The following is a 16377-nucleotide window of genomic DNA, read 5'->3' on the forward strand; positions in this document are numbered from 1 at the left end:
ACTAATTATTTTTTAATTGGTTATTAATGATAATTATTTCATTTATTTTATTGATTTTCATTTTTCTATTATAAATCTTATACAGCCTTGCAATTTCTTTATCTTCAATCACAATAGATTTATTCCAAGTTAAAGGATAGTATCTTAAATTATTACATCTTGTTAAGTCATTGACCCATGAATCAATATCAGGGTATTCATTTTCTTTCATCCCCTTATATAGACGGGCAATTATATAGTTGTCATATCTACCATTAGTATCTATATAAGGAATATTCACATCATATCTTGTATCTTTATATTCACATTCCTCAATAATTACTTCATCTTTTAAAGTAATATCCAACATGTATTCATGTTCTGCTGCAATTTCAACTGCTTCATTATAATTATTTGCTGCAATAGTTAAGTTTGTGTCATTTAACCTGTCATATAATCGGTAGTGATTCAATCCACTATTTGCATCTTCTTTTATTTTATTGAGTGTAAATTTTCCTACTCCAAATTCCATACTTTATAAATTTAAATGGTTAATAATTTAATTTAACAATATCACGTTTGACATATGCTAAATTCGTGTTTCAAAATTTTGAGAGGGCAAAAGTAGTAAAAATTTTGCATATACACAAATTTTGAATACTACGCAAGTCTTTTTAAAATTAATTTATATTCTTTAAAGGTCTGTATTACAGTACATTTAAGATATTTAAAAAAATCCAAAATTATTTTTATTGGAAATTTGACAATCTAAAGGAAATAACACATCTGTCTACATCAATATAATCTATAATGTGCATATGTTAACTAGGTGATATTAGGATAAAAAAAAGAGCAACCATAATTGATTGCTCTTTGTAAATGAATTAGTTGTATACTTTATTCTAAAATTCATCATCCAAATAATCTTCAAATTCTTCATTACTTTTAAAAATTTTCGTGCCAGGAAAATTACATTTATTACAAAAACTATCTACGTAATTACTAACTCTTACAACCTTATCACCTTCATTCGGTGCAATATGTACACCATTGTAGATAACAACAACATCAGATGATAGACATTTTGCGCATAATTCTATTTCATTAATATCACCGAATTTTTTTCTTTGTTTATCCACCTCTATATAGAAATTATTTAATGCTTTTTCTTTCTTCATTTTTTTTAATGCTTTTTCTTTCATATTATTTAAAATTTAATTATTCATTTATTACTTATAATACCCAACGGTCCTATTTGTAGGATGAGTTTTGATAAAAGTTTAAAAAAAAATCAAAAAAAAAGAGCAACCATAATTGATTGCTCTTTAAATGAGGTAGATGTAGGTGTTATTCACCTTTTAATTCTTTTAATCTTTTTTCTAATTTTTCTATTTCAGCAGCTTTCATTTCTTCTACTTTATCTTCTGCTAATTCAGCTACACTTCTATAATTATCTATTTCTTCAAATACTGAAAATCTAATTAGATTACTTATCAATTCAAATGTTGGCTGTTCACCTAATGCTTTCATTAAAGATTGGTAATAAGTTTTTGGTTGTTTTTTCTCTAACAAACCTGCAATTGATTTAGCAACTTCTGCACTACTAAACTTTTTTTCGCTCATAGTCTTATTTTTAAAATGTTTACTCAAAATTAGCAAATAAATTTAAAATACACATCATCAACTATACCATCACTTTGTTCAAATACTTCAACTATACCGATTTTTTTATAATGTAAGAAGTTGATAGATGATAATAGTTTTTCTTTCTTCTTCAATGAAATAAAAGGTACTTTGATTAATATACTATCATCATCATGTGTTACTATGCTACCTGATAGGCTTAATTGACTGCTTACTAATGCTATATGTTGTCCGAACTGGAATGTGTTATTCTTCATAGTTATTTAGGGTTGATTTTTCTTCTTTCTTCTTATTCACATCAATCACTATTTCACCAATTATTACAGATAAAAAAGCTACAGATACGAATAAATAAGGATGAATTAAGGCACTTAATATAGTAAGTGATACTAATAGTGCTATTGTTGCAATTACGGTCTTATTTGGTTTATTTTTCATGTTTGGTTAAGGTTTATTTTTATATGTTTTTCCAACATTTTTTATTTATAATATTGAAAAGTTGCACATATGTTATACCAAAGTATTGAGCGATAGAAGTTTTTGATTCTTCATTTGCTTCAACTAATAACCTAATATCAATTACTTCTTCTTTTGATAACCTTTTACCATATTTTTTACCACCTTTTAGGCCCAATTCTACACAATGGCGTAAATTCTCTTGTCTTGTAACCCATTCAAGGTTATCAACATGATTATTCGACTTTATACCATCTTTGTGGTTTACTTGTGGTTTATTATCAGGGTTTTTAACAAAAGCACTTGCAACTAACCTATGGATATAATGGTCTTTCCATTTTCCATTAACACCACTTAATCTTACTATCATGTATTCTGACGAATTTCGTGGTTTCAAAATTCGTTCTTGAATTACTCTTAAACCAACTTTACCTTTTACTTTTCTTTTAAGTGATTTTATATTACCTAAGTTTGATACTTCATAAATTTCTTCATATCCTTTAATTTTTTTCCATACTTCGTTCATTTCAAATTTGACTATTTTTTTGAAGCAGTATTAAACTACCTTTACTTTATATATCTGAAACGAAATGTCAAAAAGTGGTTGTTTTGATATTTTTTTCAATATTTTTTATAAAGTCATTGATTAGAGTATTTAAATGAAGATTATTTTTTAATATTTTTTTTATTATAAAAAAAATTGAAGGGGTAATACTGCTTTGCAGCATTACATTCAGCTACTAACGTAGCTTCATTTATCAATACTTCAATGTTAGATTCTTTGTATTAATATAGGATGGATAACCCTGGATATTTATGGTATTTTGATTTTTACAAAATACCCTTGTATATGTATGTGTATCAGGATGTAGTGTGGAATATGTAATAATAAAAATGGATGATATAGTATATGTTATATCTCTTTATATTATTCTTATTATCTTTTTTTTTTACTTCTATCTTGTATTATACTATTTAATCTATTTATTCCTTTAACATAGCTAACCCGACCTATTCACTCGTAGAGGGAGAGGGTTAGCAGTTTATTATTAATACTATTATTCTTATTTATCTTCTTCTTTTTTTTTACTTTTTTTTCAAAAAAAACCTGAAAAAACAAAAAACCATTTTCAATTCTGGATATATAAAGAAGTAGACAATACTTCATTTTATATTTTAGGTGGAATTGATGAAGGAGTAGCTACCTGATTCACCCACCATTTTAAAATAGAATGAAGCACAAAAAAGAATATATCATGAAGTGAACAAAAAGTACAGGGTAATTAGAGATTTACCCATTAAGAATTTTAAAAAGTCAGACCAACCAAAGGTTAAAGTTTTCCTTACTAAATTATTTCAAAAAAACTATTCAGTATCACATCTATTATCTGATTTCCACAATACATTAGGTGGTGCATATTTTTCTTATACTGAATTAAAATTAATCTTTGGGAATAAGTACAACCAGTACCTACAACAGTTAGAAGAACTACAGTTAATTACAGTATTCAAAAACTACAGAACTGAATACGGTCATAAATTAAATGTAATTACACCACTCTTTACTTTACCATTCAGATATACTACAGTTGAATATGGTACTAAAGAAGAAAAGATATTAGCAAAGTACTATGCTTACAAAAAGAAACAATTAGGTGATTATTATTGGATGTTCACCAGTACCTACAACATTTCTATTAACATCACTAAAAAACAATTTATTAGCCTGATGAAAAAGAAATATTCATCATATGTAGCTAAAAAGAAATTTGAAAATAAAGATGTGTTACCACTTGATGAATATGTTGATACACAAGTAAAGCAGATATACAATACTATTAAAGCTTTTAATAAAGCAACATATCGTGAAAAGTTAGATTACTATTCGGTTGATTCAACCTTTGGAAATAGATTTTATTCAATTTTCACGCTATTACCAAATGAAATAAGAGCAGATTATTTAAGCGATTTTAACAATCAATTAGATTTAAAAGGTAGTCAAGTGTCAATACTTGCTAAATGGTTCAAAAATTATGGTCTAACAGCCTTTGTTGATGATTTAAATAACAATGATATTTACCTGATGATGAAGGAAAAGTATGATTTAGATAATAGAGATATAGCAAAGGTGTTTATGTTTAAAATGATTTTTGGTAAACTATTTATTGAAGGTAAACATGGTAATAAATTCATGAATAAGTATCATCAAATCTTTTCGGGTATGTACCCACAGGAGGGAAATTTGATTTTTAAATTAAAAGGTGAAAAGAATACTTTAAAAAAACAGCATAGTATTTTAGCGCAAAAGCTACAGAGGCTTGAAACATCAATGTTTTCAAAAGTTTGGTGTGAATTGAAAAAGAATAGAATACGCTTTATTTCAGTGCATGATGAAGTGATTGTGAGAAGTAAAGATGTACAAAAAACAGAAGAAATAATGAATACAATAATATCTGATGAGTTATCAGGTATCAATGTTGTTATTAATAAAAAATAATTTAAGATTAATGTTTTGGAAAAAGAAGGATAAAACAACAGAAGTATTTGAAAATCTAATAGATGATTTTCAAGATATAAGGGATGAAATTGAAATGGATGATTCACCTTTTGATGTGTACCAAACATACCAAACTACACTTAAATATATTTTGTGGGATTTAAAAACGAATTTTAAAGACACGGTTATGTTTACAGATTTATTTTATTCACATGAATTTTGGATAAAAGAAATTTATCGTTTTAAAGATAGTTTTGAAAATAACATTGTTTATCAAAGAAGTATGAAAATCAAAAAATTAAAAGAAATCATCAACAATCAATAATACCATCACCACCATTTGAACCACCTAATTTCAGGTGGTTTTTTTATTCTGTTTTATACTGCTTTTCAAATGGGTTAAACATTTCATTACTTTGCATCCTTAACCACCTTACATTACCATCAATAGGTTTTAATTTAAGTTCTTTTCTTAAATCATTTCTTAGACTGTTAATTAGTGGGTCTAACTGAAAAGTACCACCCGCTGCAACATCATCTGCTAATTTCCTTGCTAATTTTGCTTGTTCAAGACTACCAAATAGTTGAATATCGGTTACCAGTGCTTCTAATTTCCTGTTACGTTCAGGTGTTTCACCACGATGTGCTATTTCATTTACTAAAGTTCTATAAGCATCAATTACATGATTTAGAGTTAAATCACGCTTCTTTTGTTTTTGTGCTCTTCTATTTGAAAAGTAATTACCGATTAACCAACCAGTGATAGCAACCAATACAGGTATACTAATTTTTAATGCTTCTATGTACATGTGTGAAGTTTTATCTAAAGATAATATTTCTTCTTTAACCATCAACTAATTCTTATTCTAACACTATATAAAAGAAAAGATTAACTGATGATTAATAGTAGAAATAAAGGTAATAATTATGAAAGAAAAATAATGAACGAACTTAGACCATTTTTCCCTGATGTAAAAACAGCACGTAACGAATCAAAAACATTAGATGATAGTAAGGTTGATTTAGCTTTTACAGGGTGTTTTAATATCCAATGTAAAGCAGTTGAAAGTATGAGTGTCAACCAAATATTAGAGGTGCTTAAATCAATGCCTAATGATGATAATTTGAACGTGATGATGTATAAGAAGAATAGAAAGAAAGAATTAGTAATGATGTATAAAGATGACTTTTATGAGATATTAGAAATGTTGAAAAAAGATGAAAATAATCTGTGATTTTACCCTTTTTGAGTTTCAGGAAAAGATATATACAGTATAGGGTTTTTACTCTAAAAAAAACAAGAAATAATAATGTATAAAAAGAACTTAGTAAAAGTAATTTACAAATATAAAGATGTGATTAGATATGTACCATTAGAGAAAATGAATGATGATGTTTTTGTAGCACAACTCACAAAGGAATGTACACAAAAAATAGCTGAGGAATATGAAATTGTAGTTGATAAAACTGAAAGATTGATGTTAACAGATGATGAGATAGTTAGGATTGAAATTAGTGGTGAAGATTTAATAGGTACAATAGGTTTAGCAGCTAAAAAATAAATAGAGTTTAACCATGAACCCAAAAGTCGAAAAGAAACTAAAAGATTACCAAAGTAGAATAAGAGCAAATAAAGGAAAGAAAGAAGTATATGCATCATATATGGATAAGTGTGATACAGATATTAGATACTGTGAAAAGATGATGTTAGAGCTACTTAAAAAAGAAGATAAAGAATAAATGACATTTACAATTATAGGAACAACAACGAAAGATAATTTATTTGGTAGATACGTTAATTACTATCATTATTATAATATACCACATCTATATGTGAAGGATGAAAAAGAGATATATGTTACAAAAGAAGCAGATGAAAGATTTTCTTTTCTATGGAAAAATCATATTAAAAAACAATCCAATGAAAATTGAAACAGAAACAAGATAATATAATATCAATAAAAGTATCAGATGAATTATTACATCAATTAGAAGATAAATCATCAAAGTTAAATATGAGTAAATCAGCCTTTATTAAGCACTGTATTGATTTGTACTTAGAAACTACCGATACACTACTAAAACTTTAAAAAAAGAAGCTAATTATGAATGAAAAGAACATATAATAAAGAATGGTTAGAGCAATATATCTACGATAACGGAATAACAATAGAAGAAGCAGCAACACAATTACCTAACCTATCAGTAAAAGAAGCTTACAACCTTATTTATGGTAAACCTATTACTCAAATTAAAGGTCATATAACAGATAATGAATATCTAACAGAATCAGAATACATTGAATATTCACCATTAGATGATGATTTAAGGGCTGAATTTGAAAATAGATACATTGACTACACAGATAACTATTACTTCAAATATTGCAGCGATAAATGGTTAATGGATAATAGGTCATTAACTTATGAAGACCACACGCATGATATTTTTTTGAAGTTAATGTTGAAAGAAACAACACCTACTAAAAAACTAATTAGTAAGTGTATCCATGATAACAATGTTGATTACTACCGAAAGAATAAGAAAGAAAGAATAACAGATATACCACCTGATACATACTATTGTAGTAATGATGGTGAATATAATTTACTACTACAAGAATTGATTAAAAAATATCAAGAATAAGTATTACTATTTACCTATCTGATACGGTTATATTATAGAAGGATATAACAAACGAAATTAAAATATAATTAGCTTATACAAATCAGGGTGGTTTATTCACCTGAATAGTAAAATCTATCCACCCACTTAATTAAGCTAATCGAAAAAAGATATAATAGTATATGGAAGAAAGACAAATTTTAAAAGTTGATGCAAATGCATTACAAACGCTTGTAAATGTTGCTAATAGTGCAGTATTAAAAGTATCACCAAATGAATTAAACGATATACTTAAAGCATTGGATGTTGAAGCGTTAAACAAAGAAGAACAACCATTAAAAGATGATGGTAAAAAAGAAGAATAAGAAAGAATGGTAGAATATTATTATTTGATTGGTTTTTTATTAGTATTCTTCACATGGTTAACTACTTACATTACTGTTAAAGTTAGATTTGACCCAACAACCAAAGTAGCTACAAAATATGAACCACGTTCAAAGGTTGCTATATGGTTTAAATGGGCTTTTTATATGAAGTTGATACTATCAGCTTCAATCGCTTTATTCTTACCTAATTTCATTCATTTATACTACCAATCTTTCTTATTCGATGTATTTGCGCTGATGTACATACATAGTTATTCTAAAGGTGATTTAAAGAAGTTGCAACGATGGTATAAAGGTGTTAGTGCAAAGGGTAAGATGATAAGAGAAAAGAATGATGTAATAGATGGGTAAGTTTAGGTACATCAATGATGATAAACCACAATTCAAATACTTACCTGAAACAGAACGTGATAAACAACAAAAACATGGATGGACTAAAGAAAGTTCAGATGATGGTTTCTATGATAGTGTATTATGGAGGAATACAAGAAAGATTAAGATAGAACAAAACCCATATTGTGAAAAGTGTAAAGAAGATGGTAGAATAGTACATACACAAGTAGTTGACCATATTACACCATTAGATGTTGCACCTGAATTAGCAACAGTACAATCAAATTTAAGAAGTTTATGCTATCCGTGTCATAATGATAAAACCCGTAAAGACCAGTATGGTAGGTATGAAGATGTAAGAGTAAGAAACAAATATGAAAACTATGGAGAAGAATAAAACAGATGATACCAAATCAACCAAAACCAATAAAGTAAAGGTTGTAAGGGAAAAGAAGAAAACAGATGATAATACACAGGTACGTTATATGGCAGTTATTAGAAAGGCAAAAGGTCATAATGTGTATAACAGTCAGATGTATAAAGATAAGAGTAAAGCAGAAGATTATATTAAAGTGAATAAGAAGCAAGGAGATATAAAAGCATCCAAGATAATCACAATAAAGTTATAAAGCCGTGGGGGGCTAACTTGTAAAATGATGATTATCAAGGATAACCACACGACCCTACATAGCGCACATTTTTTTAAAGTTTTTAGATAGGGGGGTGGTTGAAAATATGATAATTAGAAATGGCAAGGAAAAAAAAGATTGAAAATGTATTACTTGATAAAGAAAAACAGATAGTTAAGTATTTAAAAGATAAAGGAATATATGAAGATGTTGATGATTTTTTAGTATCACAAGTGATTGAAAATATTAAACAAATACATGATGCAATATTAGATATTAAAGCACGTGGTAATTTAGTACCCATTTCATCCAATGGTTTGATTGGTATGAACCCATCTATAACAATCTACAATAAAGCTTTAAAAAATTATCAAGACTTGTGTAGAAAACTATGTTTATCACCACATGATAGGCAGGTTTTAAAGATTGAAGTAGATGTAGATGATGGATTCTAAAACCAAATTAAAAAACGAATATATTGAAGCATGTATTAAGAAGGGTGAAAAATATGAAGATGATGCAATATCAGGTGATATAATTGTACCTGATACTATTAGATTAGCAGCATTAAGAAACAAGGAATTAAGAAAGAAATACATCTATAAAAGAGAGGAATTAGAAGATGTATATAAGTTTCTATTTTATATAAATATACCAAGACAAAAAGCAGGTGTTATGAGGTTTGTTCCTGCTGCATGGCAATGTTTTATTATCAACGCTATTTATGGTATTTATATTGAAATCAATAAAAAGAGTGAAGATTTACCCGACCCTGATGTAGAATATTTTCAGGATGAAAACAATAAACTAAAAGTTAGTGATGAAATTGTAATAGAGCGTTTATTTATTGATGTTCTCATTTTTGTTAGTAGAAAGTCAGGTAAAAGTGTTTTAGGCGGGTTATTATCCTTATATGGACTTATGAAGGGTAATAGAAGTTGTGAAGTATATTTTTTTGGTAGAGAAAAAGCGCAAGCATTACACTTATTAGATTATCTGAAAGATATAATATCAATTTCACCTTCTTTAAATAGAAGGGTTAAACAACTTCAATATAAATTAAGATACGAAAGTAAAGAACAAGGTAAATGTAAAGCTGAACCATTAGGTTATGATAGTTCAACCAAAGATGGTTACAAACCTGATGTATGTGTATATGATGAATTTGCTGCATATCCTAACAGGTCAATAGTTGAAGTTATGGAATCAGGGCAAGGTGCAACATTTTCACCATTGAATGTATTTATTACATCAGCTAATTTTTTTACTGATTACCCGATTGTTGAAGATATTGAAACAGGTAAAAAAATATTAAGTCCTGATGAAGAATTAACCAATGATAGAAAAGCTTACTTCATCTATCAACTGGATGATAAACATGAGGTTAGTAATGAAAAATCATGGATTAAAGCTAATCCTGGTATTGGAAGTAGTACGAGTCTGTATAAATTAAAGCAACTGTATGATAGTGCGCAACTTACACATTCAGGTAAAAGAAACTTTTTAGTTAAAAACTTGAATTTCTTTATTAATGAAAATGAAGGATGGTTAGAAAAGGAATATATTGAAAGATGTAGTAAAAAGTTTGATATAGAAGAATTATATGGTGGTCGTGCATGGGTTGGTATTGATATGAGTGAATCAACCGATTTATCAAGTATTACAGTTACCATTGAACACCCGAAAACAAAGAAATTACATCAGGTATTCAAAACATTTTTCCCACATAAACAGGAAAATAAGAAGTTAAGGAAAACAAAGTTAGATTTAACAGAATGGATTAAGAAAGGGTATATCATACCACATCCATATGAATACATTGATGAAGCATTAGTATTATTAGAAATTGAGCAAATAATTAAACTATTTGATGTTAAATCAATTGTTTATGACCCTTGGGGTGTGAAGAAGATTATAAAACAATTAAAAGCTAAATACATAGGTGAATTTAAAATTGAAAGTTTCCCACAAGAACCAAAATATTTTAATGCACCAATTAGGGAATTAGAAAAGCTAATATACTCTAAACAGATTGTTTTTGAAGATAACCCTATGTTTAGGTATAACATTGATAATATTGTGCTATTCCGTAATTATAACGGATATGTAAGATTTGATAAAAAAGTAAGTAAAGATAGTATTGATATGGCAATTTCTTCTGCTATGTCAATAGGTGCTTATTTAGATACAGAATATGATGTTATCAGCCTGATAACAGAAGATGAATACTATGATGAAGATGAATATTCAGATAGTTAAAAAAATAATGCAAATGAATGAGTTTACTTAACTTTATGTATGGGTTAGGTGGAAGTAATGGTATTAAACAATCAAACTTACCATCTTCTGTTGTTCAAAAGATAATAGAAGATACTAATAATGGTAAGCTTTCAATTCAAGATAATAAGATATACGCATATACTTGTATATCTATTATTGCTAATAATTTTTCAAAACTTAAAATCAATGTAAAGAAAGATAATGTGATTCAAAAAAATCACCCTTTACAGTATGTTTTGAATTATAAATTAAATAGTTATCAAAATAAACAAACTGTATTTTCTACATTAGAAACACATAGAAATGAAACAGGTAATAGTTTATTATGGATTGAATCAAGAAGGCCGTATAAGTTTAGAATATTACCACCTGAACTAATTCAAGATTATGAAATTATAAATGGTGAATTAACCTATAAAATATTAGGTGTAAAGGATATAAGATATAAAGATAAATTCCCATCTGTAATAAAAGCAAGGGATGTTTTACACTTTCGTCAAATAGCAGATGATGGTGTATTAGGATTATCACCATTAGTTGCAGCACATTCAAGTATCGATATGCTAAATAATGCAACTTCAACTATTAATAACTTCTATAAAAATGGTGCTATTACCCAATTTGCGTTAGAAAGTACAGTACCAAATAATGAAGGTAGTGCAGCATTAGCAAAAAAGAGTAGAACTAATTTCAAGAAAACTAATACTGGTGTTGGTAATGCAGGTGAAATAATAAAATTACCATTTGGTCATAAACTTACACCATTAGCAGTTAAAATCGTTGATGAAGCTTTATTAAAAACAGTAGCTTTTAATAGGGATGCATTTTGTTCTATGTATTCAATGCCTAATAGCTTTTTAAATGAACAAGATTCAACAAAGGATATTGAACAGGATACATTACAGTTTAAAGCCTTGTGTATGAGTCCAATTGCATCGATTTATGAAAATGAAATGATGTTTAAATTATTATCTAAAAAAGAAATATTAGATGGTTATTCAATTGAATTTGATTTAGATGGGTTAGTTGAAGTTGATACTAAATCAAAAGTACAGGTTTATAAAGATGCTGTTAGAAATTTTATGATGTCACCATATGAAGCATCACAAAAATTAGGTTTTGAAAATAATAGTGATGAAGCTAAAAAATTACGTGGTGAAGCTCAATTAATACCACTTGTTGATTTTGATAAGTACCATCCATTATTACGAAATGACCCAACAGCAAAAGGTGCTAATGACAACAAGATAAAAAATAATAATAACGATGAATGATTAAAGAAACATTGAAGATAATTCGTTCAGTATCAGATGTTGATGAAGATGTTTATATTGAATTTTATGCTTCTGTTTATAATCAAAAATCAAAACCATTTTTCTGTAAACATACCAATAAAAATATTGTAGAAGTAATGGTTGATGGTGCATTTGATGATGTTTTAAAAAATCCTGAATTAGATTGTAAAGCAACCGTATTTCATGATAAGACAAAAATAATAGGCAGAACATCAGCAGGTACGTTAACACTATCAAGTGATGATTATGGATTGTTAGCACGTGTTAGAATGGGTAATACTCAATTACACCAAGACACAATAGAACAAATTGAAAGGGGTGATTTATTTGAATGTTCATTTATAGCACCTACCAATGATTACGACTACAAAATTGAAGATAATCAAACTGTTAGATATGTTAATAGTGTTCAACATTTAACAGATGTATCAATAGTTGATGAAGGTCAATATAAAAATACAATAATAATGAAGCGAGATATGGAAGATATTAATAAAGAACAAGTTAAAGAAACCAAAGAATTAATTGAATTAAAGTATGAAGAAAAGGTTGAAGATACTGATGATGTAAAGGAAAAAGCAGAAGATAAAACAGAAGAACAACCCGAAAAGAAAGAAGAAAAGGTTGATGAAACTGATAAAGAAGAAAATTCTAAACAAGTAGAATTAAAAAATGAAAAGAAAGAAGAAATCATTGAATTAAAAAATGATAAAAAAGAAGAAGATATAAACATGATTAACAATGAAAACAAAAATGTAGATAACATTGAATTAGTAAGAAATTTCTTAAATGATACAACACAGAATGGTACTATCATGCTTGAAAGAGCAGGTGAATTAACAACTACTGTTGCAGATAATTCAATTGTACGTAAACCTGAAGATATTTCTATTGTAGGTAAAGAGTTAGTATTTAACTCATTAAATTGTGATTATCACAATAATGCAGTTGGTTATATACCATTACCATATAAATCACCCGCAGTTGGTCAAGCTGTTGCAGAATTAGCATCTGTTACACAGGATACAATCGATATGAATGGTAATATTTTAACACCTAAATCATTTCAATATCAATTTAAATATTCATTAGAAACTGTTGCAGCAGCAGGTGATGCATTTGTACAGAAATTAATTGATGATGGTGTGAAAGGTGCTTATAGAGCATTTGAAAAATCAGTATTTGATAAACTTATTGCAGGTGCAACAACAGTAACAGGTACTAATACTTATACAATGGAGAATTTAGATTTAATTGAAGAAGAAATTGATTCAACTAATGATTTAACTTTCTTATCTACAAAGAAATCATACGGTAAAGCAAAGCGAATTAAATTAGATGATGGTTCAGGTTTATTTTATGCTAAAAACGGAAAAACACATGGTGAGTCAAAGTGGATTTATTCAACAAACTTTGTTAATCCAACAAATGAAGAATATGTAGTTTGTGGTGATTTAAAAGAAGGTTTAGCAATCGCAGATTATAACCAAAAGATGATTGTAAAAGATTTTACATCAGAGCCAGGTCAATGTATCGTAACTGTTATAATTATGATGGATTCAGCTCTTAAAAATCCAACTTTAATTTATAAGTCAGAGGATTTAGACCCAACAGCTTAATTTTTCCTCTATATACCCAACCCCTTTAGATAGTTAATCTTAATTATTTAAAGGGGTTATAAATCAATCAATTAATAAATATGAAAATCATTAGAGATAAAAAAAATAGAATTATACCTATAACATTAGAACAGGTGAAAACCCAGTGTATAATTGATTTAGAATATGGTGATGAAGATGAAAAATTAGATAGGTTTTTGAAATCAACAATTAACACATTTGAAAATTATATTTCGGGTGAAATTCTATTAACTGATGTTACAATTATTACTGATGATGTAAGTGGTGATGAGTTTAAATTTAAAGTTGGTGGTTTTAGTTCACTTTCAGGTGTTACGGTAAATGATATTGAAATAACAGGGTGTACCGTTATTACAAATGATTATAGTGAAATAGATTATTCGCATAACAATCACTTCATTTTACAACTACCTGAAAGTGTAAATGCAGGTGATATTGTAAAGATTTATTTTAAAACAGGTTTTGATGAAGTACCATCAGATATATTAGATGCAATATTAAGAGGTGTAAATGATAAGTACGATGCTAATTACATTGATAAAAGAACATTAAATGAATTAAACTCATACATAATAAATTATTGGGATTATTAATATGGAAGGTAGATTTTTAAAATATAAGATTAAATGGAAAAAGAAAACCATAATCAAAGATGGGTATGAAAATATTGAAAGTGTAATTGAAAAAGATATTAAAGCCTATCTAATGAAGCAAACAGGTAATAAAGGTGATGATAATAATGAAAAATTCACACATCAAAATTTAGTGTTTAAAATCCGTAATCATTACAATATAAATTACACTGATATTATTGTATATGATGGTTTTGAATATGAAATAGATAATATTTTACCAACACTTGATAAACAATGGTGTGAATTGTATGTATCAAAAATTAACACATAATTATGGCAGATATAGGTTTTAGAATTGACCAATCGGATTTAGTTAAAAAGGTTGATAAACTTGTTGGTTTAACTTCAAAAGAAATGATTAGTGTTTTTAATCGTTCATTGGCTAAATCAGCATCTCAAACTGTTGTAAAAGAAGCACGAAGGGATTTAAAAAAATGGTTATCATTTTCGGAAGATAGCACAGGTGAAACAGCACGTTCATTAGGTGTTAAGAGCGCACGTAAAAAACCATTGGTATTAGTTGGTGGTAGAAAGGGTAAATATAATTCTCAACTCATCCACATATTAGACCAAGGTACAGAAATCAGAACAACTAAAGATGGTAAAAATACTGGTCGTGTTTTAGGTTTAAATTTTTATCTAAATGCCTATAAAGCAAAGGTAAATAGTTTAGAATCAGAAATGATTAAAAACATGAATGATAACTACTTAAAGAAAGTAGTGAAAAAGTTAGAATAATGAATGATTAATATTGATGAGTTAGTTTATGAATTTTTATCTGGTTATACCGAGTTAGTAGATATTATTGATGATAAAATATTTGTAATTGATATACCTGAAAATACATCATTACCTGTTGTGCAAATTGGTAGTGAAACAAACGTTGAAAGAACAAGAGATAAAAGAATAGATAAAACAGAATTAGTTATTCATATTTATTCCTCTAAACATTCACAAGGTTGGGAAATCATGGAAAAAATTGTTGAATATTTAGATTTAGCAGAAGATGGTAATACAAATACACAATTATTTTTCAAACATAGACATGAACAACATAATGGATATTCACATATCCAAACTATCACATTTGATGTGAAATAAAAAAGAATAATGATTACATGGCATTTCAAAAGACTAAACCAATCGATGGTAGTAGCATTTTAATAAAAATTGATGGTAAACCAATGGGTTTACAAACAGCAGGTTCATTAAATATTGAACGTGAACCAAAAGAAGTAACTTTCAAAAAAATAGATAGAGCAACCAGTATTTATAAGGATTTTACAGCAGGTCAAATTACATGGACTGTTGAAAATTCAGCTTATTGGCTTGGAATTTCGGGTGATACAGAAATGGTAAGTTATAGAGATATTTTAAATAAAGTTCAATCTGTTGATAGTTATGAAGTAGAAATTGTAGTAGAATTTGTACAAGGATTAGATACTATAACCATTACAGGACAAGCACTAATTAGTAATTTATCATTTGATATTACTAACAGTAATGAAGATTTAACTTATAGTTGTTCATTACAAGGAACTGGCGCATTTACAGTTGCAGAAGTTTTAGGGTAATAAATAAGGGGTGATAATTCACCCTTTTTTTATAAAAAAATATAAAGATATAGATGAAAAGAATAACAATTAAAGGAAGACAATATGAAGTAAAAGAAACATTTAGGGCAATTTTTGATTTTGAAGAAAAGTATAAAAAACTAACACCTGAATTATTAAAAGAACAATTTGAGTTTTTATACTTCATTTTAAAAAATGCTAATAGAAAAGATAAAGAAGATACGGTTAAGTTTAAAATGACTTTTGACCAATTTATAGATGTATTAGAAGAAGATAAAGAAATATTTAATACACTAAATGATGCATTAGCACCTGATGTACCCGAATCAACAGAAGATGGTGAATCAGAAAAAAAGAATTAGTATCAATTCTAAAAGTATTTGGTGATGTTGTTGTTAATTCAT

General features: G+C 27.6%; 28 protein-coding genes. 21 read left to right on the plus strand and 7 right to left on the minus strand.

Features of this window, described 5'->3' with window-relative positions; genetic code table 11:
* Position 1 precedes the first annotated feature (1 nt).
* The 6 genes from ACRD69_RS11225 to ACRD69_RS11250 all read right to left on the minus strand — a co-directional run bounded on the left by ACRD69_RS11225 (position 2) and on the right by ACRD69_RS11250 (position 2605).
* Positions 2-511, minus strand: a complete 510-nt coding sequence (locus tag ACRD69_RS11225) for a hypothetical protein (protein WP_430815180.1) — start codon at positions 509-511, stop codon at positions 2-4.
* Positions 512-881: 370 nt separating this feature from the next.
* On the minus strand, positions 882-1181 hold the full coding sequence (locus tag ACRD69_RS11230; protein WP_430815181.1) for a hypothetical protein: 300 nt from the start codon (positions 1179-1181) through the stop codon (positions 882-884).
* A 145-nt stretch (positions 1182-1326) separates the two neighbouring features.
* A complete protein-coding gene (locus tag ACRD69_RS11235; RefSeq protein ID WP_430815182.1) occupies positions 1327-1602 on the minus strand; it encodes a hypothetical protein in 276 nt (91 codons plus the stop codon).
* A 29-nt stretch (positions 1603-1631) separates the two neighbouring features.
* Positions 1632-1880: a hypothetical protein gene (locus tag ACRD69_RS11240; RefSeq protein ID WP_430815183.1), complete on the minus strand. Its 249-nt coding sequence runs from the start codon at positions 1878-1880 to the stop codon at positions 1632-1634.
* Entirely contained in the window at positions 1870-2061 is a 192-nt protein-coding gene (locus ACRD69_RS11245) for a hypothetical protein (protein WP_430815184.1), read from the minus strand. The genes ACRD69_RS11240 and ACRD69_RS11245 overlap by 11 nt, the downstream gene beginning before the upstream one ends.
* Positions 2062-2080: 19 nt before the next feature.
* Positions 2081-2605 carry an NUMOD4 motif-containing HNH endonuclease gene (locus ACRD69_RS11250; protein ID WP_430815185.1) on the minus strand — a complete coding sequence of 175 codons (525 nt, stop codon included), beginning with the start codon at positions 2603-2605 and terminating at the stop codon, positions 2081-2083.
* Positions 2606-3340: 735 nt separating this feature from the next.
* On the opposite strand from ACRD69_RS11250, the gene ACRD69_RS11255 reads away from it, so the two are divergent.
* Both ACRD69_RS11255 and ACRD69_RS11260 read left to right on the plus strand, forming a co-directional pair.
* Positions 3341-4576, plus strand: a complete 1236-nt coding sequence (locus ACRD69_RS11255; RefSeq protein ID WP_430815186.1) for a hypothetical protein — start codon at positions 3341-3343, stop codon at positions 4574-4576.
* 10 nt (positions 4577-4586) lie between these two features.
* Positions 4587-4901 (plus strand): hypothetical protein, encoded by a 315-nt coding sequence (locus ACRD69_RS11260; RefSeq protein ID WP_430815187.1) that lies wholly within the window; start codon positions 4587-4589, stop codon positions 4899-4901.
* 43 nt (positions 4902-4944) lie between these two features.
* Here the strand turns inward: ACRD69_RS11260 and ACRD69_RS11265 are convergent, their stop codons facing one another.
* A complete protein-coding gene (locus ACRD69_RS11265; protein WP_430815188.1) occupies positions 4945-5427 on the minus strand; it encodes a hypothetical protein in 483 nt (160 codons plus the stop codon).
* A gap of 45 nt (positions 5428-5472) precedes the next feature.
* On the opposite strand from ACRD69_RS11265, the gene ACRD69_RS11270 reads away from it, so the two are divergent.
* The 19 genes from ACRD69_RS11270 (at position 5473) to ACRD69_RS11360 (ending at position 16335) form a co-directional block, all read left to right on the plus strand.
* Positions 5473-5811: a hypothetical protein gene (locus tag ACRD69_RS11270; RefSeq protein ID WP_430815189.1), complete on the plus strand. Its 339-nt coding sequence runs from the start codon at positions 5473-5475 to the stop codon at positions 5809-5811.
* A 75-nt stretch (positions 5812-5886) separates the two neighbouring features.
* Positions 5887-6138: a hypothetical protein gene (locus ACRD69_RS11275; RefSeq protein ID WP_430815190.1), complete on the plus strand. Its 252-nt coding sequence runs from the start codon at positions 5887-5889 to the stop codon at positions 6136-6138.
* A 13-nt stretch (positions 6139-6151) separates the two neighbouring features.
* Positions 6152-6316 (plus strand): hypothetical protein, encoded by a 165-nt coding sequence (locus tag ACRD69_RS11280; RefSeq protein WP_430815191.1) that lies wholly within the window; start codon positions 6152-6154, stop codon positions 6314-6316.
* 188 nt (positions 6317-6504) lie between these two features.
* Entirely contained in the window at positions 6505-6666 is a 162-nt protein-coding gene (locus ACRD69_RS11285) for a ribbon-helix-helix protein, CopG family (RefSeq protein WP_430815192.1), read from the plus strand.
* A gap of 19 nt (positions 6667-6685) precedes the next feature.
* Positions 6686-7222 (plus strand): hypothetical protein, encoded by a 537-nt coding sequence (locus ACRD69_RS11290; protein WP_430815193.1) that lies wholly within the window; start codon positions 6686-6688, stop codon positions 7220-7222.
* A gap of 161 nt (positions 7223-7383) precedes the next feature.
* A complete protein-coding gene (locus ACRD69_RS11295) occupies positions 7384-7566 on the plus strand; it encodes a hypothetical protein (protein ID WP_430815194.1) in 183 nt (60 codons plus the stop codon).
* 165 nt (positions 7567-7731) lie between these two features.
* Positions 7732-7938, plus strand: a complete 207-nt coding sequence (locus tag ACRD69_RS11300) for a hypothetical protein (protein ID WP_430815195.1) — start codon at positions 7732-7734, stop codon at positions 7936-7938.
* Entirely contained in the window at positions 7931-8317 is a 387-nt protein-coding gene (locus tag ACRD69_RS11305; RefSeq protein WP_430815196.1) for an HNH endonuclease, read from the plus strand. Before ACRD69_RS11300 ends, ACRD69_RS11305 begins: the two co-directional genes overlap by 8 nt.
* Positions 8304-8549 (plus strand): hypothetical protein, encoded by a 246-nt coding sequence (locus ACRD69_RS11310; protein ID WP_430815197.1) that lies wholly within the window; start codon positions 8304-8306, stop codon positions 8547-8549. The genes ACRD69_RS11305 and ACRD69_RS11310 overlap by 14 nt, the downstream gene beginning before the upstream one ends.
* Positions 8550-8668: 119 nt before the next feature.
* On the plus strand, positions 8669-9004 hold the full coding sequence (locus ACRD69_RS11315) for a P27 family phage terminase small subunit (protein WP_430815198.1): 336 nt from the start codon (positions 8669-8671) through the stop codon (positions 9002-9004).
* Positions 8991-10808 carry a terminase TerL endonuclease subunit gene (locus tag ACRD69_RS11320; RefSeq protein WP_430815199.1) on the plus strand — a complete coding sequence of 606 codons (1818 nt, stop codon included), beginning with the start codon at positions 8991-8993 and terminating at the stop codon, positions 10806-10808. Before ACRD69_RS11315 ends, ACRD69_RS11320 begins: the two co-directional genes overlap by 14 nt.
* Before the next feature lie 17 nt (positions 10809-10825).
* Positions 10826-12103: a phage portal protein gene (locus ACRD69_RS11325; RefSeq protein ID WP_430815200.1), complete on the plus strand. Its 1278-nt coding sequence runs from the start codon at positions 10826-10828 to the stop codon at positions 12101-12103.
* Positions 12100-13743, plus strand: coding sequence for an HK97 family phage prohead protease (locus ACRD69_RS11330; RefSeq protein WP_430815201.1), 1644 nt, complete (start codon positions 12100-12102; stop codon positions 13741-13743). Before ACRD69_RS11325 ends, ACRD69_RS11330 begins: the two co-directional genes overlap by 4 nt.
* An 80-nt stretch (positions 13744-13823) precedes the next feature.
* A complete protein-coding gene (locus tag ACRD69_RS11335) occupies positions 13824-14357 on the plus strand; it encodes a hypothetical protein (RefSeq protein ID WP_430815202.1) in 534 nt (177 codons plus the stop codon).
* Position 14358: 1 nt separating this feature from the next.
* Entirely contained in the window at positions 14359-14670 is a 312-nt protein-coding gene (locus ACRD69_RS11340) for a hypothetical protein (protein WP_430815203.1), read from the plus strand.
* 2 nt (positions 14671-14672) lie between these two features.
* Positions 14673-15137 (plus strand): hypothetical protein, encoded by a 465-nt coding sequence (locus ACRD69_RS11345; RefSeq protein ID WP_430815204.1) that lies wholly within the window; start codon positions 14673-14675, stop codon positions 15135-15137.
* A 3-nt stretch (positions 15138-15140) separates the two neighbouring features.
* Positions 15141-15500 carry a hypothetical protein gene (locus tag ACRD69_RS11350; RefSeq protein ID WP_430815205.1) on the plus strand — a complete coding sequence of 120 codons (360 nt, stop codon included), beginning with the start codon at positions 15141-15143 and terminating at the stop codon, positions 15498-15500.
* A 17-nt stretch (positions 15501-15517) separates the two neighbouring features.
* Positions 15518-15973 carry a phage tail tube protein gene (locus ACRD69_RS11355; RefSeq protein ID WP_430815206.1) on the plus strand — a complete coding sequence of 152 codons (456 nt, stop codon included), beginning with the start codon at positions 15518-15520 and terminating at the stop codon, positions 15971-15973.
* Positions 15974-16026: 53 nt separating this feature from the next.
* Positions 16027-16335, plus strand: a complete 309-nt coding sequence (locus ACRD69_RS11360) for a hypothetical protein (protein WP_430815207.1) — start codon at positions 16027-16029, stop codon at positions 16333-16335.
* Positions 16336-16377 lie beyond the last annotated feature (42 nt).

It is taken from the genome of Carboxylicivirga agarovorans (genome assembly GCF_050589845.1).
Classification (GTDB): Bacteria; Bacteroidota; Bacteroidia; order Bacteroidales; family Marinilabiliaceae; genus Carboxylicivirga; species Carboxylicivirga agarovorans.